Source organism: Microbulbifer maximicatervae (SeqCode), from assembly GCF_052467615.1.
In genome coordinates, this window is the sequence record NZ_CP174319.1 from 3,039,290 (window position 1) to 3,061,042 (window position 21,753).

General features: G+C 47.6%; 15 protein-coding genes. 2 read left to right on the top strand and 13 right to left on the bottom strand.

All coding sequences use genetic code 11. The features are described 5' to 3' along the window. Positions 1-65: 65 nt before the first annotated feature. The gene (locus tag ACJJIM_RS13405; RefSeq protein ID WP_444911195.1) at positions 66-2,147 is read right to left on the bottom strand and encodes a neutral/alkaline non-lysosomal ceramidase N-terminal domain-containing protein; all 2,082 of its coding nucleotides are present in this window, start codon (positions 2,145-2,147) and stop codon (positions 66-68) included. A gap of 757 nt (positions 2,148-2,904) precedes the next feature. Between ACJJIM_RS13405 and ACJJIM_RS13410 the strand changes: the two genes are divergently transcribed. After that, positions 2,905-5,928, top strand: coding sequence for a cellulose binding domain-containing protein (locus ACJJIM_RS13410; protein WP_444911196.1), 3,024 nt, complete (start codon positions 2,905-2,907; stop codon positions 5,926-5,928). A gap of 105 nt (positions 5,929-6,033) precedes the next feature. On the opposite strand, the gene ACJJIM_RS13415 is transcribed toward ACJJIM_RS13410, so the two are convergent. The 10 genes from ACJJIM_RS13415 to cysM form a co-directional block, all read right to left on the bottom strand. Then, positions 6,034-7,164 carry a tRNA-queuosine alpha-mannosyltransferase domain-containing protein gene (locus ACJJIM_RS13415; RefSeq protein ID WP_444911197.1) on the bottom strand — a complete coding sequence of 377 codons (1,131 nt, stop codon included), beginning with the start codon at positions 7,162-7,164 and terminating at the stop codon, positions 6,034-6,036. Between the two features lie 66 nt (positions 7,165-7,230). Next, on the bottom strand, positions 7,231-8,112 hold the full coding sequence (locus tag ACJJIM_RS13420) for an NAD(P)-dependent oxidoreductase (protein ID WP_444911198.1): 882 nt from the start codon (positions 8,110-8,112) through the stop codon (positions 7,231-7,233). A 5-nt stretch (positions 8,113-8,117) separates the two neighbouring features. Then, on the bottom strand, positions 8,118-8,915 hold the full coding sequence (locus ACJJIM_RS13425; protein ID WP_282931976.1) for an undecaprenyl-diphosphate phosphatase: 798 nt from the start codon (positions 8,913-8,915) through the stop codon (positions 8,118-8,120). Positions 8,916-8,921: 6 nt separating this feature from the next. Beyond that, positions 8,922-9,620 (bottom strand): tRNA (adenosine(37)-N6)-threonylcarbamoyltransferase complex dimerization subunit type 1 TsaB, encoded by a 699-nt coding sequence (tsaB, locus tag ACJJIM_RS13430; protein ID WP_444911199.1) that lies wholly within the window; start codon positions 9,618-9,620, stop codon positions 8,922-8,924. Positions 9,621-9,779: 159 nt separating this feature from the next. Beyond that, on the bottom strand, positions 9,780-10,577 hold the full coding sequence (locus ACJJIM_RS13435; RefSeq protein ID WP_413662735.1) for a hypothetical protein: 798 nt from the start codon (positions 10,575-10,577) through the stop codon (positions 9,780-9,782). A 266-nt stretch (positions 10,578-10,843) separates the two neighbouring features. Further along, positions 10,844-11,842, bottom strand: coding sequence for a ferrochelatase (hemH, locus tag ACJJIM_RS13440; protein ID WP_444911200.1), 999 nt, complete (start codon positions 11,840-11,842; stop codon positions 10,844-10,846). Between the two features lie 169 nt (positions 11,843-12,011). Continuing rightward, positions 12,012-12,665 (bottom strand): adenylate kinase, encoded by a 654-nt coding sequence (adk, locus tag ACJJIM_RS13445; protein ID WP_282931972.1) that lies wholly within the window; start codon positions 12,663-12,665, stop codon positions 12,012-12,014. Positions 12,666-12,841: 176 nt separating this feature from the next. After that, positions 12,842-13,669, bottom strand: a complete 828-nt coding sequence (mazG, locus tag ACJJIM_RS13450) for a nucleoside triphosphate pyrophosphohydrolase (protein ID WP_444911201.1) — start codon at positions 13,667-13,669, stop codon at positions 12,842-12,844. Positions 13,670-13,688: 19 nt separating this feature from the next. Further along, the gene (gene relA / locus ACJJIM_RS13455) at positions 13,689-15,935 is read right to left on the bottom strand and encodes a GTP diphosphokinase (RefSeq protein ID WP_444911202.1); all 2,247 of its coding nucleotides are present in this window, start codon (positions 15,933-15,935) and stop codon (positions 13,689-13,691) included. A 639-nt stretch (positions 15,936-16,574) separates the two neighbouring features. Then, complete coding sequence (cysM, locus tag ACJJIM_RS13460) at positions 16,575-17,471, bottom strand: cysteine synthase CysM (protein ID WP_444911203.1); 897 nt, start codon at positions 17,469-17,471, stop codon at positions 16,575-16,577. Between the two features lie 298 nt (positions 17,472-17,769). Between cysM and ACJJIM_RS13465 the strand changes: the two genes are divergently transcribed. Beyond that, positions 17,770-20,601 (top strand): response regulator, encoded by a 2,832-nt coding sequence (locus ACJJIM_RS13465; protein WP_444911204.1) that lies wholly within the window; start codon positions 17,770-17,772, stop codon positions 20,599-20,601. Here ACJJIM_RS13465 and acpS read toward each other — a convergent pair. Then, positions 20,598-20,984 (bottom strand): holo-ACP synthase, encoded by a 387-nt coding sequence (gene acpS / locus ACJJIM_RS13470; protein WP_282931967.1) that lies wholly within the window; start codon positions 20,982-20,984, stop codon positions 20,598-20,600. The two genes, ACJJIM_RS13465 and acpS, sit on opposite strands and share 4 nt — an antisense overlap. Continuing rightward, positions 20,981-21,667 (bottom strand): DNA repair protein RecO, encoded by a 687-nt coding sequence (recO, locus tag ACJJIM_RS13475; RefSeq protein WP_444911205.1) that lies wholly within the window; start codon positions 21,665-21,667, stop codon positions 20,981-20,983. Before recO ends, acpS begins: the two co-directional genes overlap by 4 nt. Positions 21,668-21,753 lie beyond the last annotated feature (86 nt).

Genomic DNA, 21,753 nt, shown 5'->3' on the forward strand with positions numbered 1-21,753 from the left:
GTACGTCTGTTATGGGTATAGACATAATAGATCGGCTGGATTATCCAACCGATCCGTAATGAGCACTAATTGCTAACAGTAAAACTACTCGACTTACCTGAATAGCTGGAAATCTTCCCAGTCCAACCACTCTTCCAGTTACCAAAGTGCTTTATTCGGTAAGTGCCTGATGGTGTATCCTCTCCGATGATCCACTGCCCTTCAGCAAATGAACAGGCCATACAATCAATAGCCGTATCTCGTGTCCAAATAAAGCGTGTATCCAAATCATCATCGGTAAGATAAGTTTCCCAACTACCGTTAACTTTACGCTGTACTTCAATGAACGTACTCTCAGTCTTCAGGTCATTACGGGGATGGCCAGAACGGAAAGTGACAGATACAGTATCGCCAGCACTGTAGCTGGTACCTACATCATCCCAGACTTGACCAAAAGACTCCCACAGGCGTTTGTCATCATAAACAACCCCAATTACATTAATGATTTGGTCATCAGACAGATCTTTCGGAGTAGGCCCTGCAGCAATATCTACGCCATTGACCATAGCATGTGTCATTTCGGTATAAATCTGTCTATAGGCTGCAAGGGTATTGGGGCCGTATATGGTATGTGCTCCCTCATAGTGCTGCCTATCAAACTCTTCAGGGGTAGTTATGTAACCGGAATAGGCATTTGCCAAACCGGCAATCACCACAGTGTTTACACCGCTTCCTTCAAAAGCTGACAAGACTTCTGCTTCAAGACGTCGGCCTGCCATAGTCGTCATTTCACCCGGCGCGGCGACCAAAGCAAGTGAGCCTATGCGAAACATTTGGAAAGGTAGGTAAGGGGTATAAAGTGCTTGGCCTATTACCTCACGCTGTACAAATGTAGGTTTGGGGTACTGGCAGGGGTCATCCTGAGTATCCTCATATACAGCGGCTGCAGAAAATGCACTCATCAGGCCAAAAAGTGGATAACCATTAATCGCTGATTCGAATAGTCCCACATCTCTATCCCAATCCACCCCCTCATTTTCAACAGACATTCCCTCAAAAATACCATCAATATTGCTGGGACCGTCCCAACTTGATCCTGCAGTAAATGACCAGCCAACAGCACCTTCACAAATATCTATTTGCCCCTCACCGGTAAATTCACCTGCTACAGTATAGCCAGGGAAATAGATATGTTGATGTCGATAATCTAATCCACCTTCAAGTTTCACAGTAGCTGATTGGTAAAGAGACTGAGCTTTTGCAACTTGCTTTTCAGCAGATAAAAGTAAACTTTCATACTCAGAATTTCCGCATCCATCCCTAGGGCCACAAATATTCGGAGACGCATCACCTAAATTACTATTGGCAAATGCCGCAGTAAATTGACTTGCAGCACCCTGCTCGGCAGCCCAAGACTCCAGCAACTGACTCGCCGCCCCCTTATTATCCCCGCTAAGTTGCCGCTGCCCTGTCCCTAAAGAGACATTGTGTACTGCAAACCAATTAATAACTCCCAGTGCTTTGTTGTTGGCATCAACCAACTTGAGTTGGGTCATGGTTTTATTGGTATCGTATTGATAGTCGCTTGCATCAGTATTTTCTGAATAAGGGTATGGGTTTCGATTGATACTGGTATCGAGTAGTATCCCCTGCTCAATAAAGATATCACCTGGAGTTAGTCCACTATCTGCTTCAACGATTGACTGAAAAATACCATCAACAATAGCGTCATAGTTATCTTCCGCATACCCGATAGCACTCATATTCAACATGACATAATGATCATACCCCCCAGGACCTACATGGGTATGTGTAGCAGTCAGCATCACATTCTTTTCGGTGTACTTACTATTACCATAGAGATTTTTTAATTTATCAACGACACCCTGCTTCACGCCCTGCGGAATACCTTGCAGATCTGCTGATACGAATACCAAACGCTCATTTTCAGAGCTATCAGAAATTATGAATGCGCGGGACCATAAACGGGTATGAATTCCCTTGGTTGTCTGCCCCGTTTCTCCATATCCTACCATTCCAACATCTGCTGCCGGGCCAGTTATATCATACTTACCAACACCAACACGCCAGTCAGATGCTTTAACAGTGGAAGAAGCTCCAATAAATACTATTAAAGCAATGACGTAACTATTAATTATTTTTTTCATTTTTTCTCCAGAATCTATACACGCAGGAGTACATTCGCCAGTTCACAGAAGTGAAGGCGTATCCTTTTCGTTGAAAGTTGATACCTGAATAAGCCACTTCCGATCAACTCGGACGCGACTCTCTAGATAGTTAGCCAATGTAATCTTGGCTTTTATTATCTCATCCTGAAAAGCGGCTTTATTATTTTAAAAATACTCATAGTAGCCATAACCTCCCTGCTGTCAGCACACTAAAACTGAGAGTACAGCTCTAGTACGCATGTTCAGAATACCCTAACTGGCTGTATTTGGTAGCACCCGCAGAGTAATTGCCCGCCATAAATCCGTTAATTTAGAGTCGAAAGTAAAATAATTTTAAATATACGAAGATTTTCTGAACTACAGCAAACCTAAATATTTACAATTCAAGCAAGTACAATCTAAAAATGAGTGTAAAGAAAGGATAGATTAGGGTATTTGAATTACATTTAGAGAGGAAATGTTAAAAACTTTCGCCATTCAAAATTAGCACTCAATCAGTTTCCAATTATATTCCATAGATTGACCACTTGTTCACAAAAACAATTAAATTAACAATTAATTAGGCAAACACCTGTACTTAACATTCAAAGTTCTCTTGACATGAAATAAAGTGGAAGTTGAATATCATTAATAATCGGTCCTTTTAGCATTTGACGCCCCTGACTATAAATATGTGAACTTTATGTAGCTATCAATATCCGACTACTCTGCAGTAATCCATATAGATACATATATAATGCACGCTAAACTTCTCCCCCTCTCAGTTTTTACCATATTGACCTTCTTATCCCTACCATCCCTGGCCGGTCAAAAGTGCGATGTACAAATGACGATACAGAGCGAATGGGAAGACGGATATATGGCTTCAGTGGTTGTACGTAATACAGGTACCGAGCCAATAAGTGATTGGGAACTTTCATGGCAATGGCCCTCAGACCAAGAAGTCACACATATATGGAATGCTACCTCAGCCCAGGATGAAAACCTGATCTCTGTAGTTGGAAAACAAGGCTATATAAAAGTACCCATTGGCCAAGCCCAATCTTTTGGTTTTAATATTCGCTACTCGGGTGGTGAACAGAAGCCTGCTCATATTAACGCTAGTTGCAACAACACCATCAATAAACCAGATCCGCCCCCACCTTCACGAGACCTGTTAGACCCCCTTTCACAATACAATTTTATTTTAGGCACTCAAACGATAAACCCCAGGTATACATTTACAGATAAGGGATCACTTGTTGAAAGTGCTGAAGCCATTTACTCAATGGGCTCTAACTTACTTAAGATAGCCCTTTCTCCGAGCCTATATAGCGAGCTAAGTCACTCTGGACTCAACTATCAATTCAAGCGAATGCTGGAAGAAATACCAGAATTTCAGCAAGTCTTGGAAATGGATTTCTCCATCTACATGTTTTGGGTCGAGGACTCCGGTTCCTGGATGGATAACAAAGGAATGAGTGAAGAAGAGCTAAAGTGGCAATATGACAAAATTTATTCGTTGGCTGAATATTTACTAACTGAATATAACGGCTCCGGTAAGACATTCATGATTGGGCATTGGGAAGGCGATTGGAACCTGGTTCAAAAAACTGATGGTACTAGAGATGACAGTCAGGAAACTATCCCTCCTAAGCGTTTACAGGGTCTAATTGACTGGATCAATATTCGACAAAAAGCCATTGACGATGCCAAAGCAAATATCACCCACTCTGACGTTAACTTATATCACTATATTGAGGTCAATAGGGTTGAATCTGCAATGCAGGGCAAAGAACGGATAACCAATGCCGTACTTCCCCATACTAATGTAGATTTGGTATCTTATTCAGCTTACGATCTCACTACCAAAGAAAAGCATTCAGATTTTGCCACTCTACATAGTGAGTTAACTTCAGCTCTAGAATTTATCAACTCAAATCTTCCCAAAAAATCTGGGCTACCATTTGAAAAGCGGGTTTTCATTGGCGAATATGGTTACGGAGAGTCCTGGTTTAAGGATTGGGGAGCCCGCTCTGGCGAAGCCCAGGATATGCTATCACGCAATGTAATAAAAACGGCACTCCAGTGGGGTGCTCCATTTATTTTGTACTGGCAAATGTATGACAATGAGTATGATAGCTGGATCAATGAATTCGCTGGCTACTGGCTGATTGACAAGGATGGTAATAAAAAGGAGATTTATAAGACTCACCAAGAGTACTATAAGGACGCGAGAGCATTCTTAGATAACTATTATATGGAAAACTCCTCCCTTCCGTCAGAAAGTGAATTTCGAACCTATGCCTTAAAATGGTTTGAATCATCGAAAATCCCACCACAACAGCCCAAACCTGACACTCCCCCTACTATACCGGAAGAACCCAGTGAACCTTCAGGCCAGTGTAATGTGGAATATGCAGTACAAAACGATTGGGGAAGTGGCTTTATGGCAAATGTGGTTATTTATAATAAAGGAAAGACTTCTCTCGATAAATGGCAGCTACAGTGGAACTGGCAAGGTAACCAATCAATCACACACTTCTGGAATGCACAGGTCGCAGAAAGTAACGGGACTATAACTGTTACTAGTGAATCATCTATTCCGGCAGGAGAGGCCCGAGCTTTTGGGTTTAATGCAAATTACTCTGGAGAAAACACCCCACCAATTATAATTGGCAACTGCACGGGTACACTCACAACAGAACCTTCACAACCTAGTCAGCCCCCCAATCAGCCCAATGAACATTCAGATAGTAGCAGTATTAAGCTATGGTTTATTGGTGATTCGATTACTTACGGCATGACAACACTCCCTTATAATTCAAACGGATTTCGTAGCCAGATCTGGAACTATCTTGCCAAAGCAGCCGATGGCAACTCAATCTTTCCTATAGATCAAGAATCTACCAGTGAGCAGCTAATTCTAAAATACAATGGAAAACAACTAGAAACGATTGGCACTATCACTGGACCAACAGGCCCTGACGATATGTCTCAACAGACCAAGAATTACTGGCACTCTGGGATACCTGGAGCTACAACCAGCGATTTACTTTGCTATCTTGATCCGATAGGCCATCAAATCACCCCTGGCTACAATTTCACCAACTGCCTCAATTCCATCACGAACTTCAATCAATTTCTCAGCGAAATGTGCAGGGAGGGCGAAACTAGTACTGGCTGGCTCACTAATCAAGCCTGCAATTTAACGCGGAATATAACCTCTGAGGATAGCGTTGTCATACCTATACAGCTCGGGACTAACGACATCACCTTCCTTAGCATGAATAATGCGATTGATTGTAGCCTTCCTATAGAAGAAAATAGTGAATCCGCCCAGAAGCTAAATATGGTCGTTAGTAAGATAATATCATCACCCAATAATATTCAAGGCATATCAATAACAGATAGAATACAAAATTACTTTGAGAGCATAGATATTCCAGCTGAGAAAATTGCATTCGTAATTTCAACTATCCCTCGTCGAAGTGATCTAGACGGACAAGATCCGAAAAATTACTGTACGGACTTTTATAATCAAAAAATCAGGAAGTCACTATCAGCGGCCTCCAATACCAAAAATATTTTCTTAGCAGACCAAGGAAATATTATCCCAACTGGAGACCCGGTACACCCTACAACTGAGGGCCACAAGATTATGGCTTGCAACTTACTTTATGGTAAAAATCTTGGCCATTCAGATATTCCTTCTTGTATTCTTCCCAGTAACATCCCAGATAAAGGGCTATTGAAAGCAATAGATCATGTATCCAATTAGCTAGGATTTCGCTTAACAGGCCCTGATTAAAAATTTTCAGGGCGCTGCTTTTACTCACCAATAACTTTGGGAGCCTTTATAAACCCGCCTTCTATAGTAGCCGGCCTAACTCTGAACCAGATTTAAGAACTGCTTCCTATATTCTGCCCAAATCACTTTCCCTGAGAAATTACTTAAATCAACTTTTTTTAATTTTGAACCCGATAGAATTGACAAAAACATTGATTCCAGCTTTTTTACTGCATCATTACAGTCTGAATAACAGAAGTTCTCGGAATAGAACTCTGGGTAGCACTGTTCATCTGGCACCAGTGGAGTCGCACCGAGAATAGCTGCTTCCATCACCGCCAGCCCCTGGAATTCATGGTAAGCCGTAGAAAGGAATATATGGCTATGTCGCAGTACTTGACGATAGTCTTTAGCGCTTTCGAGATACCCGAGTACCAATAAATGGTCGGCAAACTCTTCTTGTATTTGAGCAAACTCAGCAGGGCTATTACGAAATGACTGCCCCATTAGATTAACAAGAAACTTAACATTTCTGGCTTTCAAGCCCCGAAGGATATCCAGCAATCGGTCCGCGCCTTTGTCATATTCCCAACGGGCCGCCCAACTGATAATCAAAGTATCTTGACCTATCTCGCCCCCATAAATGCTCTCTGCGCAGGAGCTCCAGGAAAAGGCCTCTTCAGTTTTCGCACTATCAAAAACGATGTCTTCTATTGGCACAGGAAGAACTCGCGACTTTTCTTCAATCTCCTCACAAATTCCGGGAGGAACACAATCAGGAAAGCGCTTGAGTAATTTCTTTACTCCTCCTAACAAGGTACTGCGGTTGTATTCAGAGTTGAACAAGACCAGATCACCGGACAAGGCCGTGTAAATATTCAACAACTGGGGTTCTACCGATCGAAACGCATCAGAGCTCACTGGGTAAGCAAATTGATTCTCATGAAAATATACAACTGTAGGCACCCTAACGATTTCAGGAACTAAACCGCACAAGGCACTTAGATCGGTCATTGAGGTTGTAACAATAAGGTCCCAACGCTGCTTCAATATTTGCGCAGTTTCCCCACGGCCCCAGGAAAGGCTATTACCGCGAATTCGCCAGCTAAAGTATCGCGGTGGTAAGGTTAGTACGGTCCATTGCCAATCAGAAAATGCCGCTACCAGCCCTTTACGCCATCGCTTGTGACTGTCCGCATCATAAGCGGAGAGTAATAAAACTTTCATTAAATAGTAACAAGAAGAAGCGGCACCGGGATCAAACTTAACCCCGGTAGCTATTGATCGGAGGGGTTAATCGAAAGAGCGCACATTCATTAATCGTGCAAACAAGCTGGAAGTATCCCAACGAGCACCACCAATAGCTTGTACCTCACTATAAAACTGGTCTACCAGGGCAGTTACGGGCAGTAAAGCTCCGTTATGTTGTGCCTCTTGAAGGACTATAGCCAAATCCTTACGCATCCAGTCCACAGCAAAACCGTGGTCATACTCGCCAGCTAACATAGTTTTTGAGCGGTTTTCCATTTGCCAGCTCTGTGCCGCCCCCTTGGATATCACATCAACAACCTGCTCTCCATCGAGGCCAGCTGCCTTGGCAAAATGTAAACCTTCAGCAAGCCCCTGAACGACACCCGCGATACAAATTTGATTGACCATTTTACACAGCTGGCCGCTACCTACTGGCCCCATCAGGTTGCTCGCCCGCGCATAACAGTCGATAAGAGGTTGCACTTTATCAAAGTCTGCCTTATCTCCCCCAAACATAACCGTTAAAGCACCATTCTCAGCGCCGGCCTGGCCTCCAGAGACAGGGGCATCCAGAAAACCGATTCCCTTTTCGCCAGCTGCAACTGCCAATTCCCGAGCAACATCGGCAGAGGCTGTTGTATGATCTACAAACAAAGCCCCGTCATCCATACTCGTGAATGCCCCCTGCTCTCCTGTCACCACTTGGCGGAGATCGTTGTCATTGCCTACACAGGCAAAAACAACCTCCGCGCCCTTTGCGGCTTCAGCGGGCGTTGCAAAGCTCTCTCCATCATATTCTTGTAGCCATTGATCCGCACGGCTAACAGTGCGATTGTAAATTCGCACCATGTGACCAGCATTAGAAAGATGCCCCGCCATGGGATATCCCATCACCCCCAAGCCAATAAATGCAACTGTTGCCATTTCCTCTACCCCCATACCATCCAAATAAGTATTACACCGAGAACCAAGCGATAAATCGCGAATGGAGCCATCCCAATGCGGCTAATAAATTGAAGGAAAAAATGAATACACAAATAAGCACTAATACAAGATAAAACGGTACCAAGCAGCAAGTCATTCCATGGAACACTTTCCAGTGCAAGTAATTCAATCGTTAACAAAATAGCGCTGAGGGCAATAACAGGAATAGACATCAGGAACGAAAAGCGCGCTGCAGCCTCTCTCTTCATGCCAAGCATCAAACCAGCAGTCATTGTGATACCAGAGCGGGAGGTGCCAGGGATTAGGGCCAACACCTGTGATAAGCCAATCAGAAGTGCTTTTTTCCAATTTAACTGGGCTAGAGATTCGACCCTGCGCCCCTTTGCATCAGCCCACCACAGTAAAATACCAAAGCCAATAGTCGTAGCAGCGATAACACCGGCTGAACGCAGGTGAGTTTCTATGAACCCTTTGAATACCAGGCCTATCAGTCCCACAGGTATAGTAGCGAGAACAATTAACCAGGCCAGCCGCCCCTCATCGGTAAATTGTTTATCCGTAAACCCTCCTAGACCATCCCTAATCAGCACCCAAATATCTTTGCGGAAATAGAAAACTACTGCCAGTAAAGAGCCAAAATGAACAGCAACATCGAAGGCCAGCCCCTGGTCCTGCCAACCCAATACCTCAGAAGGTAAGATCAAGTGCGCGGAACTGGAGATGGGCAGAAACTCTGTCAGCCCCTGTATCAGGGCCAAAATTACAATCTGAAATGTTTCCATGTGTTATTAAGATCGGATTTTTTGTCTTTTCTTCCAAGTCACTTCATTGCGCAAATAAACAGGCTCAAGCTCTTCAGCGGTCACTGTATGACCCTGCTCCCATAGTGGTACTGCCAGCTGCGCTATATCCCGAGCGTGAATGAGGCTGGCTTGATCAACGGCAGCCAATGACGCCCCTTCAAAAGCCTCATAATGTAATCCCGGGCCCGCCCCATAGATCGGAGTACAAATCTCCGATTTCTTTAAAGACAGCAGAACCTCCTCCGGGTTCTGTACCGCCTCCGGGATCAAGCTATCGCAGGGAGAGTCACTGGAATAAACCCCCCAATATACTTGTTGCATACGAGCATCCAGCATTGCCACGACGGGTGACTTTCCCCAGTCCGGGTGCGATCGCCGAGCTCCAAGTGCTAGGGCTGCGAGGCTGGAAACCGGAACCACCGGTAGATCTGCAGCATAAGCCAACCCCTGCACGCTACTAATTGCTATACGGAGACCAGTAAATGACCCCGGCCCGCGGCTGACAGCAAGAGCATCCAGGCCTGCCAGCTTTATGCCGGCTTCTGCGAGAACGTCATCCAGCATTGGCAAAAGGCGACGGGTGTGATCGCGTTCTGCCTGTACAAAACGCTCAATTAGCTGGCCATCAGATATGAGAGCAACAGAACAGGCGCCCGAAGTTGTATCCAGGGCAAGTATTTTCACAGCGTTCTTAATCCCGGTCATAAAAAGGGAGGGAATTGTGGCACGGGAGCGGAGGGGAGTCATGCCCAATATCGCAACCCGCAACTAAAAAACCCCGGACTAACCGGGGTTTATGAGGAGCCTGCCAAAGTTCACATCGTTGAGCCCATATTTATGACCCTAGGCGGCCTTTTTCGGTGGCCGGCCTCGACGGGCAGCACCAGCCTTCGGTGGACGGCCGCGACGGGCTGGAGCCTTCTTAGCAGCTGCTGTCGCAGTCGCTTTCTTGGGTCGTCCGACTCTTTTTGCTGGCTTAGCCGCTGAAGCTGCCTTCTTTGGACGACCGGCTTTTTTCGCCGTCGCTGTGGCGGCCTTCTTGGGGCGTCCAGGCTTTTTCGCTGCTGTGGCCTTGACTGCAGGTTTCTTCTTGGCCTTTTGAGTTTCGGCTTTTAATTTGGCTTTAGCCTTCTTCTCTAACTCTTTAACTTTAGCGGCAGCTTTCTTTGCAGCTGCTTTAACCTTAGCTTCAGCCTTCTTCTCAGCAGCCTTCAATTTCTTGGCATGAGCCTTTTCTTTGGTTTTTACCCAGCGTGTTTCAAATGCCTTGAGTGCGGCAGCTAACTCTTTATCTGCTTTGCTGGAGAGGCTCTTAGAGAGACTTTCCACCTTTTCTTTTGCAGCAGCTTCAGCCATATGTACGGCATCCATAGCCTTAGCTTTGGCAAGATCCATCTTTGCCGCTGCCAGCTTGGCGCGCAAATCCTTTGCCTTACTATTGGCACTGGCCAGCGAAGTTTTCGCTGTTGCCGCATTACTTTTCTGCGCTCGAGCCTTAGCCTTAGCAACACGGTCCATTTGCGCATCCAGCGATTTAGTCGCTGAATCTACCGCCTTCTGCGCTTTCACGACCGCTGGCGACGCTGCGGTCGCACTAGTTGCTCGTTTCGCGCGTGTACCTTTTTTTACTACTCTTGCCATCCCTTGTCTCCTCACTGAAAGAAGAAGTACATCCAAAAGTGTGCCGGCAGCATTGCCTTTTAGCTATCGAATAAAAACTGGAATCGGCCGTTTTTATTACTTATGCAGAGCGCCGCACCGCCTATTTCGATACAACTTTATCAAAGTTAATAAAAATACCCGGCATTGCAAGTAAAAAAGCGAAAAATGAGAAACTTTTTATAAAAAAAGTATATTTTTCTTATCAATTTTCACTTTTGGGTCCCGTTTTAGCACTTTGGTAGAAATTATTTTGTCCCATTGAGCTTAGTTTGCACAATTTCCGCAAGCGCCTCTATATGATCCTCACGCAAATTTAATGCAGGAATATATCGGTAGTCACTGCCCCCAGCATCAATAAAATTAGCGCGATTCTCTACCGAAATTTCTTCCAATGTTTCCAGGCAATCCGCAGAAAAAGCCGGGCAAATTACATCGACACTACCAACTCCTGTTTTACCCCATTCAATAAGGGTCTTATCGGTGTATGGCTGTAGCCACTCTGCCTTACCAAAGCGCGATTGAAATGTGACTTGCCACTTATCCTCACTGATTTCTAGTTCATCCGCTAATAACCGTGCGGTTTCCATGCAATGGCGATAATAGGGGTCCCCCTTATCAACATTGGCTTTTGGGATACCGTGAAATGAAAGTAACAATTTTTCCGCTGGCCCTGCTTTTTCCCAGTGTTCTTTTACTGAATTGGCCAGGGATTTTATGTAGAGCGGATTTTGGTAATAATCTCGAATCAGAGAAATATCCGGAATATCGCGACTATTGCGAAAAATTTGCGCCACCTGATCATAAATTGCTGCAGTTGTGGTAGCCGAATATTGGGGATATAGGGGAAGCACTATAAAAGACTCGAAACCTTTCTCGCGCAGAGTTTCTATGGTGTTGTCGAGGCGGGGCTCACCATAAGTCATGGCATATTCAACAGCGACATCGCAACCTTTTGCTTTTAAACGCTGCTGCAACAGCTCTGCTTGCTTCTGCGTATAGTAGAGAAGCGGCGATCCTTCCACTTTTGTTTCATCTGCACTGCTATTCCATATTTCCGCATAGGCAGGGGCAATACGTTGTGGACGAAAAGGCAGTACCAAGCAGTTCAATATGGTCAGCCAGATTGGCCGCGGTATCTCGACAACCCTCGGATCTGAAAGGAATTCCCGCAAAAAACTTCTTACTGCTGTAGGTGTAGGCTCAGCTGGAGTACCTAAATTCATCAAAATTATTGCCGTAGACATAAACCGCCCCGTTAGAAATCTTATCCTTTCAAGAAATCCTGCCAGTTATCGGGCAGGGAAGAGCGCATACTGCCAGGCCAATACCGCCGTGATCAACTCGCTCTATATCAATTCTGGAGATACAAAAAAGCCCCCAAGTGGGGGCTTTTAAAAAATGTTAGCGATGATCTCAGCTGAGCGCTTCCAACACTTTCTCGCGAATCTCATCCATACCGCCAACACCCATTACCTTGCTGTACTTGGGAGCCGCTTCAGGAGAGCGTGCTTCCAGCTCGCGATAGAAGCCTACCAGCGGTGCCGTCTGCTCGTGATAAACCGCCAAACGGTTGCGAACAGTTTCTTCAGTATCATCTGTACGCTGGATCAGTGCCTCGCCAGTCACATCATCGACACCCTCAGCCTTGGGCGGGTTGTATACGATGTGATAGACGCGACCAGAGTTTTCATGAACCCGGCGGCCCGAGAGACGCTTTACGATTTCTTCATCGTCAACAGCGATCTCCAGAACATGATCGATATGTACATCGGCTTCCAGAAGGGCTTCAGCCTGGGGAATGGTGCGAGGGAAACCATCGAACAGGAACCCTTTAGCGCAGTCTTCCTGGGCAATGCGCTCTTTAACTAACGCAATGATCAGGTCGTCAGAAACCAATTTTCCCGCGTCCATAACATCCTTGGCCTGTAGGCCAAGAGGGGTACCCGCCTTCACCGCAGCGCGAAGCATATCGCCGGTGGAGATCTGCGGAATGCCGAACTTCTCTGTTATGAATTGAGCCTGAGTGCCCTTGCCGGCTCCCGGCGCGCCCAAGAGAATAATTCGCATGTTCAGTAAGCCTCCAATACTATCGACGAACCAAAAGCCGCCGCGCTAAAAGAGCGCTACCTTACACTCACACCTCAGATTGGGCAAGATTGCTACCGATACCCCCACAATCCATACAAACCACAGAGTACTAAAAGGGGCTTAAAGCTCCGCTCTATGTAAGCCTGTTAAGATCCCTAGCTATCAGCACCGGGCTCCCGCTGAACTTTGGCCTTGTCCCAAAGTCTGTCCAGTTCCTCCAGCGTTGCCTCTGATACTTGCCGACCTTCACTGTGTAAACTGGACTCAACATAACCAAAACGCCGCTCAAATTTCCTGCTACACCCCCGCAAAGCTGCCTCAGGATCAACCTTCAGGTGGCGGGATGCATTCACACAAGAGAAAAGCAGATCCCCCAGCTCCTCCTTTGCATGCTCCGTATCCCCATTTGTCACGGCCTCCCGCAACTCTGCAACCTCTTCCTCAATCTTATCGAGGACACCATCAATATTGGGCCAGTCAAAACCGACACGGGAGGCGCGCTTCTGTAATTTGGCCGCACGCGTCAAAGCCGGAAGACCCACAGCTACTCCTGCCAGGGTTCCTGCATCCCCTTTGGCAGTGCGTTCGGCCTCTTTAATCGCCTCCCAATTCCTCTTTACTTCAGCTTCATCAAGAGCTTCGGCAGAGCGGTCGCCGTAGAGGGTTCCACTTGGAAAGACATGGGGATGCCTGCGCACTAGTTTGCGTACCAAAGTGTCAACAATCTGGGGGAAATCAAAGTGGTCTTTCTCACGCCCTAACTGGGCATAAAAAATGACTTGGAAGAGCAGATCTCCGAGCTCTTCGTGCAGGTGCTCAAAGTCTTCCTGCTCAATAGCCTCTGCTACCTCATAGGCCTCTTCAATCGTAGAGGGGACAATACTGGCAAAGTCCTGTTTCAGGTCCCAAGGGCAACCGCTCTCAGGGCTGCGAAGCTGAGCCATCAAGTGGAGGAGGTCCTCCACAGAGTAATTCTTTTCCACGTTATTCCTTACTCAACGTTCAGCGCAGAATTCGCCGCTTTGCCGCTGCCACATTGGGCAGTTGATTGATCCGATGTAAAACTTGGCTCAACTCTTCAAAGTTGTGGATCTCAGCAGTCACGATCATTTCTACCGTATGCTTGTTCTTATTAGAGCGGGTTTGCATAGCGGTAATATTAATTTTCTGACTGTCCAGCATCACCGTGACATCCCGCAACAGGCCCTGGCGATCGTAGGCTTCGATCATAATTTCAACGGCGTAAAGTTCACGGGGTTTTTCCGCCCAACTTACCTGGAGTACCCTTTCAGACTCCTCAACCTGCATACGCAGCATATTTGCGCAGTCTTTACGATGTATAGAAACCCCGCGCCCAAGGGTGATATACCCCATAATTTCATCGCCTGGAACGGGGTTACAACAGCCGGCAATGTGGGTGAGCAAATTACCCACTCCGTCGATATAGACATCTGCCTTGCCTTCTCCCCGGGCAACTGGAGCCGTCAGCGATGGTACCCGGGGCACATTGTCGACCTTCACCATTCGCTGGGCTGCGTTGAGAACCTGACCCACGCCTATATCACCGGCACCCACTGCCGCATAGAGGTCCTCTAGGGAATGCATGTTGAGCTTGGCTGCCAACTTATCGAAATCGAAATCACTCAGCGCCAGCTGCTTAAATTCCCGGTCGAGAATACTGCGGCCATCGGCGATATTCTGATCCCGAGCCTGCTGCTTAAACCAGTGAATAATCTTGGCTCGGGCACGGGAGGTAGTGATATAGGCCATGCCCGAAGAGAGCCAATCGCGACTCGGCGCTTCGAGTTTTCCTGTGAGGATTTCAACCTGATTGGCTGTCTCCAACCGGTGGTTGAGCGGCACGATTCGGCCATCTACTTTAGCCCCACGACAACGGTGACCAATTTCTGTATGGATCTTGTAGGCAAAATCTAATGGTGTTGCCCCCCGAGGCAGGTCTACAACATGACCGCCGGGGGTAAATACATAAATACGTGAATCTGCCTCACTGGAGCGCAAATCATCTTGTAGTGGGTTCCCCCCCACCTCTTCATGCCAGTCGAGCACCTGACGCAACCAGGATATTTTTTGCTCATAGCTATCTTTACTCTCGCTCTTAAGATCAGTGCCCTTGTAACGCCAGTGAGCACAAACACCGTATTCCGCCTCTTCATGCATAGCAAAAGTTCGGATCTGAACCTCGAGCACCTTTCGCTCGGGGCCAATTACAGCCGTGTGCAGAGAGCGATAACCGTTTTCTTTGGGGGAGGCGATATAATCATCGAATTCATTCGGTATGTTGCGCCAGAGGTTGTGCACTATACCCAGAACCGCATAGCAATCCCTTACAGTTGGGACAAGAATACGCACTGCGCGAATATCATAAACCTGGGAGAAGCCGATATTTTTCCGGCGCATTTTCCGCCAGATACTATAGATATGCTTTGCTCGCCCGTAGACATCACCTTCAATATGGGCGCGCTCGAGTTCAGAGCGCAATAGCTCCAATACCTCGTCGATATACTGCTGCCGAGCCAGTCTTTTCTCATCCAGCAAGCGAGCAATCTGCTTGTAATCTTCCGGCTCAAGATAACGAAAAGATAGATCTTCTAATTCCCATTTGATATGACCAATTCCCAGGCGGTGGGCAAGGGGTGCATAAACATCGGCCACTTCACGAGCAACTCTCTGGCGTTTAGCCGGCTCTGAGTTTTTTGCAGCACGAATCGCACAGGTACGTTCAGCGAGTTTGATCAAAGCGACTCGCACGTCGTCGACCAATGCTACCAGCATACGACGGATATTCTCTGAATGTTCCTCTACCGCACCACTCGGGCTTTCTTCTCCGGTATCTGCGCTGCGACTGCGAATCGCAGCCATACGCAAAACACCACGAATCAACTTGGCAACTCGCTCACCAAATTCTTTTTCCACAGCTTGCAGTGGCAGGCGTTTTTCACGTACGGCACGGTACAGCACCGCCGCGACAAGTGCTTCTGAGTCTATTTGTAAGTCGGCGAGAATCTCAGCCATCTCAAGGCCTGTGGCAAAACTGCTAGCGCCCTCAGCCCAGATATTTTCCGCCTCAATTGCGCGCTGTTCTGCTTCGGCACTCACCTCAGCTGCGCGCCGCAAAGTTACTATCGCAGAACCATCCAGGCCCGCGAGTTTCTGTACATGGCGCAACCAGGATTCAAGGTCGAGTTCACCTTCTCCACCAAAGGAATGATGCTTTCTTACTTGAACCATCTTTTAACAAGAGTCATTTGTGTTATTGGCATAATTTTGTCGTTACCTGGCTTAGCAGCACATTTACTCAGTGCTCATGCTGGATTAAGCGCTTCTCTATCATAGGTTTGAACTCACCAAAGTCCATGATTTTCTGTATACATTTCAATAAGCTGCGCGAAATTCAGCAGTTTTTCGTACCAATTTGAGTGGGAGGGTATAAGTCTTGTCCAGCTTGTTGACCTTTTAACCAACAGTAAACCGACAAAACCAATGCCTATAGAAAACTAAAATTGTGATATTGGGGAATATCGAGAGAGGTGAACAGGTTGCATTTGTTACTTAAAATTGAATTTCTCCACCTCTACATGAACACAAAAAAAGGCTTTACCGAACTTTACAAACTATCAGTTTTTTGTAGTTACCGGCTTAGTTATTGCTTTTTTTAACTGGCAATGCACATATAGCAGGAGGATTAGAGGCTCCCCCCAAAAAAAGGGGCAAAAGAGATGATTGTAAATTGATTGGCGAATCACTTTACAAAGCTGCGAATCTCACAAAGTTTTTGCTAGTAGATATCAGGCACAATGCTGGAGTTAAAGCACTTTACTTCCAGCATTGATCAATAAAATAAGATAAATTAGAGAATAAAAGTAAGAACTATTTTGGGGAGGCAAAAAGTCCTGAAGATAAATAACGATCTCCACGATCACAGACAATTGCAACAATCGTCGCATTTTCTAGCTGCGCAGACAGCCTTAAAGCACCAGCTACCGCCCCTCCAGAGGAAACGCCACAAAAAATACCCTCTTCTTTCGCCAGCCTGCGAGTCATATCCTCAGCTTCTCGCTGGTCCATATCCATGACCATATCCACTTGCTCAGGAACAAAAATTTTAGGTAAGTATGCCTCCGGCCAACGGCGAATCCCCGGAATACTGGAGCCTTCAGTTGGCTGCAGTCCAACGATTTGAATATCGGGATTTTGCTCCTTCAAGTAACGCCCGCATCCCATAATGGTACCGGTTGTACCCATTGAGGAGACAAAGTGAGTCACCGTTCCAGAGGTCTGCTGCCAAATCTCCGGACCGGTTCCCTCATAGTGAGCCAGGGGATTATCGCTATTGGCAAACTGGTTCAGTACCAATCCTTTTTTATCCTCTTGCATTTGCAAAGCTAAGTCCCGCGCACCCTCCATACCTTCTTCAGCGCTAACCAATATCAACTCAGCGCCATAAGCTGTCATTGAAGCCTTGCGCTCCTCGGTAGCACTGTCGGGCATAATCAATATCATTTGATAGCCCTTAATCGCTGCAGCCATTGCCAGGGCAATTCCCGTATTACCGCTGGTCGCTTCAATCAGGGTATCTCCTGGGGAAATATGTCCTGCAGCTTCCGCGTGGTTGATCATTGAAAGTGCCGGGCGGTCTTTTACCGAACCCGCAGGGTTATTGCCTTCCAGCTTGAGCAAAACAGTATTACTGGTATCACCTGGCAGGCGCTGTAGTTTAACCAGCGGGGTATTGCCTACGCAGTCAGCAATTGTTGGATAATCCATAATGCAATAAATTCCAGAAAAATCTCGCGGGGTCCAAGTGTACAGCAAGCGGTACTATGCACTAAATACCGTCTACTTTGGTCTACTCCCTACCCAGGTTATTAAGGGAGATATACCTGAAGCGGTATTATTCAGATGGCTATGCCGCGCTATCTAATATTGGCACAGTGAATCTTTGAGCCTCTAAAACGCGCATATTGTGACAAAAAAGAAGCGTTTTCTGATAAGTGAATGAGTGCGCTCAGATGTACATAACGGTAAAATGAGGGAAAAATAATCGTACAAGGCCCCTCTTAACATGGCCCCAGGCAACCCTATTCTCTCAATCGAGGAACCAGAGCAACCTCGATCCTTACGAACCCTGGTATTTCGCCTTACTGTAGCACCCGCACTAATTCTGTCCTTGCTCCTCGCTCTCGTTTTCACCCTGCAGCAAATGCACGATCGTCGCCAATTGCTATTAAGCCACGGTCGAGCCAGCGCCGAACAGCTAGCTGAACTAATTGAGATGAGCGGGGGCCATCCAGCTGAACTTAGAATGGAATGGCTGCGTAAAAGTTTGCTGGCGCTTATGCTGGAGAAAGATATGGTCAGATCTGTTCATGTCTACTCCACCGAACCCAGCCCCAAGCTAGCCCTCAACCCCAGCACCGGACTCAGCTTGCTGGCCAGTGTCGGGCCGCGTCCACGCACCCCCATTAGCAGAGACATCCTTAACAAGCGCGAACCCTTTATTTTTGAAGATGATGAGACCCTTCAGGTTTTACAGCCATTGAAAGGCGATATCACCACCTGCTGGATAAGTATTGAGCTACATCGCCCCTATTTCCTGGTGGGAACTTACCAAGTTTTACTCGTAGGCTTGGTGGGGTTGATTCTCTGTACCCTAGCCGCGCTGGCCTGGTCGGTCATCATGTCTGAGCGCTTTGCTCACAGCCTGATTAGAATGGGACATACTCTGGAGGCGATTGGCAGAGGTGAGTTTGATCGACGCACCCATGAAACGGAGAATCGAGAACTCGCTCAACTGGGAAACCAAATTAACGAGATGGCTGAAAACCTGTCCAGTTACCAACAGGAATACAAAGCCAACTTACTCCAGTCTATGGATGACCTGCGCCAATCCCTGGACAGTATGGAAGAGCAAAATATTGAGCTGGACTTAGCACGTAAAAGGGCGCAGGAAGCAAGCAGGATTAAATCGACGTTCCTAGCCAATACCAGTCACGAGATTCGCACACCTTTAAATGGCATTATCGGTTTCACCAACCTGTTGTTAAAAACTGGAATTGATGAGCTACAGCAGGATTACTTGCAAACCATTTTACGTTCATCGGAAAACCTGTTGACTACCATCAACGACATCCTGGACTTTTCCCGCATTGAATCCGGCAACCTGGTCCTTGACCATATCCCTATGGACCTTGGCTTACTACTTGAAGAGACCCTGCAAATACTGGCCCCAAACGCCTATGAGCACCATCTGGAACTGGTGCCCTTGATCGATTCTCAACTCCCTCCCACTTTAATCGGAGACCCATTACGAATTAAGCAAATACTTACAAACTTGGTGGGTAACGCGGTGCGCAGCTCGGCAAATGGCAATATCCCCGTGCGCTTGTCAGTACATAGCATTAATAACTCAGAACTTGTACTCCGTATTTCGGTTACCGGCCTGGGCAACCGTATTGACGAGGCTGGTCGCCGTGAAATTGAAAACATCCTCACCAGCAAGTCCCCACAGCTCACCCAACAAATCAGCGCAAATGGTTTAGGGATGTCTATAGCCCGCAGCCTAGTTGAGAGGATGAGCGGCTGCACAGGTATTGAAGAAACAGCCAATGACGGCAGCACCTGTTGGGTGCAAATTTCCCTCCAGGCTGAACGTAATCGAGGCATGTATCCGCGTATTCAATATCCTGGCTGCCGAATTTTACTTGCAGACCCCAACCCAGTTACACGGACCCAGGTAGCCCAGCTACTCAGCCAATGGCAAGTGGAGCCCATAGAACTCGGCGATACCGATACTCTGCAACCGGCAATCGAGCAAATGTGGCGGCACGATGCCTTACCGGATGCTGTTATTATCGATACAGCTACTGCCAAAGGTGATTTTGATAATTTCAGTAGCAAAGTGCAGTCGCTGGTTGATACCTATCAGTGCCGCGTGATCGTACTGGGCCCACCCGCTGAATTGCGTCGCTGCTACGACCAACTGCGCACCCGCACTCTCACTTTCCTTAGCAAACCCGTCACCCGGGACAATTTGCTGCGATCCCTGAAACGAGCAGTACCACAGCAGGGGCAACAGCGGGTTAGTGGCGGGGTACAGGCGCTACCGTGGCCCGCACCACCGCGTGTGCTGGCAGTGGATGACCACGCGGCAAACCGCCGACTGGTCGGCGAACTTCTGCGAGCACAAGATGTAGAAGTCGTTATTGCAGCAAGCGGCGAAGAAGCTCTACAGCTCTGGCAGCAGGGAGCTTTCGACCTGGTATTTATGGATATTCAAATGCCCGAGATGGATGGTATCGAAGCTACACGCCTGATTCGTGAGCAGGAGACCGGCCGCCGTACACCAATCATTGCCCTCACCGCCCACGCCGGCGCCGAAGAAAAAGCACGCCTGCTGTCTGCGGGACTGGACGACTACTTAAGCAAGCCTGTTAGCGAGGCCCAGCTCTCCCATATGATCAAGCGCTGGCTTAAGATCATCACTCCCCAGGCCGCAGAAAAAGTGAAGATTGAGGAGATGCGCCTGGTAGACATTGGCGAATGCCTGACCCTCGCCAACGGCGATGCCAAGCTGGCCAGGGACATGCTGCGCATGTTGATTGACGGTCTCAGTTCAGATGAGAGAGAACTGGAAAGGTTGTACAACCTTGGGGATTACAAGGGCATGTTCGAACTCACTCATCGCATGCACGGTGGCTGCTGCTATTGCGGAGTTTCACGCTTGAGAGAATCAACTTGCGTGTTACAAGAGGCATTGCGCACTATCCAAGGCTCCGATGCCCAAGCCTTTGACCAGCGCAAACTCAATGCTGTTCTCAGGGAGATCCGGGCGCTGCGCGAGTGGGCCTCTGAACAGGACTTGGATGCGCTCTTTGGCCTGGAGGTAGTTGCCTAGCAGGATTCAAATACGACGAATGCCAGGGCCGAGTCTTTTTCATCAGACAGGCTGAGGTGGATTCTGTCCACACCAAGTTTTTCGGCCCTCTCCTCAGCTGCGCCCGCCAGCACCACCTGCGGTGCAGCTCCCTTGCGGCGACGGACATCGATGTCTTGCCAGGAAACCCCTTCACCAATCCCAGTGCCCAAGGCCTTGGCTACAGCCTCCTTCGCCGCAAATCGCTTGCACAGATATGCAGCACGGATGGGCTCAGCCATAGCATAAAAGTCCTTCCTCTCCGCACTGTTAAGAACACGCTCAACAAAACGATCACCAAAGCGCTGCCACGCCACCTCGATACGGTCGTAGTTACAAATATCGGTGCCAATACTAACAATCATTTTTTTCCGTAAACCTGTCGAAAAAGCTCTCTGCTCTGCAAAGGCTTATCCCCCAATACTTTCCTCAACAATAATCGTGTAAGGCGCTTTGCAGGTGCTAAAGCCTCACCTGACCAGACACCCCCATTCATAGCGCTATCCATCCCCAATAGTTCGGCACCTGAAAAAAAACACTCTCCCAGGCTCTCATCTTTGGAGCGGTGAACAGGAATTAAACCCCACTCAGCATCCAGGCGATAAATCCCGCCTTCATTTACAAGGTCTCCTTGCGGGCCGCAAATATTGAGGGATGGGCAGGTACCTAGCTCCAGGAGCAGTTGTAACTCAAAGCAACGAAGCGGACCTTCCAGTTCAGCGTTGGAGAGTCCTTCTACCTGAGACAGAGATTCCAGCAGGCTCTGATAAGCTGCAAACAGCGTGTAATGCGCCTCGCCCTCGGGAAGGAGCTTTACCATCAGTTCATTGGCATAAAGGCCCGCATAAACCGCTCGGCTCTTGAGCCATAGTGGTACACCAACATTTTCGACTGGACCGAGCGTTTTAAGTGAACCCGCTCCCATCAATGTGACAAGCAACGGGGTGAAGGGCTGCAACGCTTGTTGGCGGCGCTGCTTGTCACGGCGGGCCCCACGGGCGACACAGCCCAGCCGGCCGTAATCGGGAGTGAAAAGCTCCAGGATCAAACTGGAGTCTTTGTAGGGCCGCGAATGGAGGATATACGCGGGTTGAGGCGGTTGAGGCGTTTTCATAGGTTCAGGGGAAATTACCC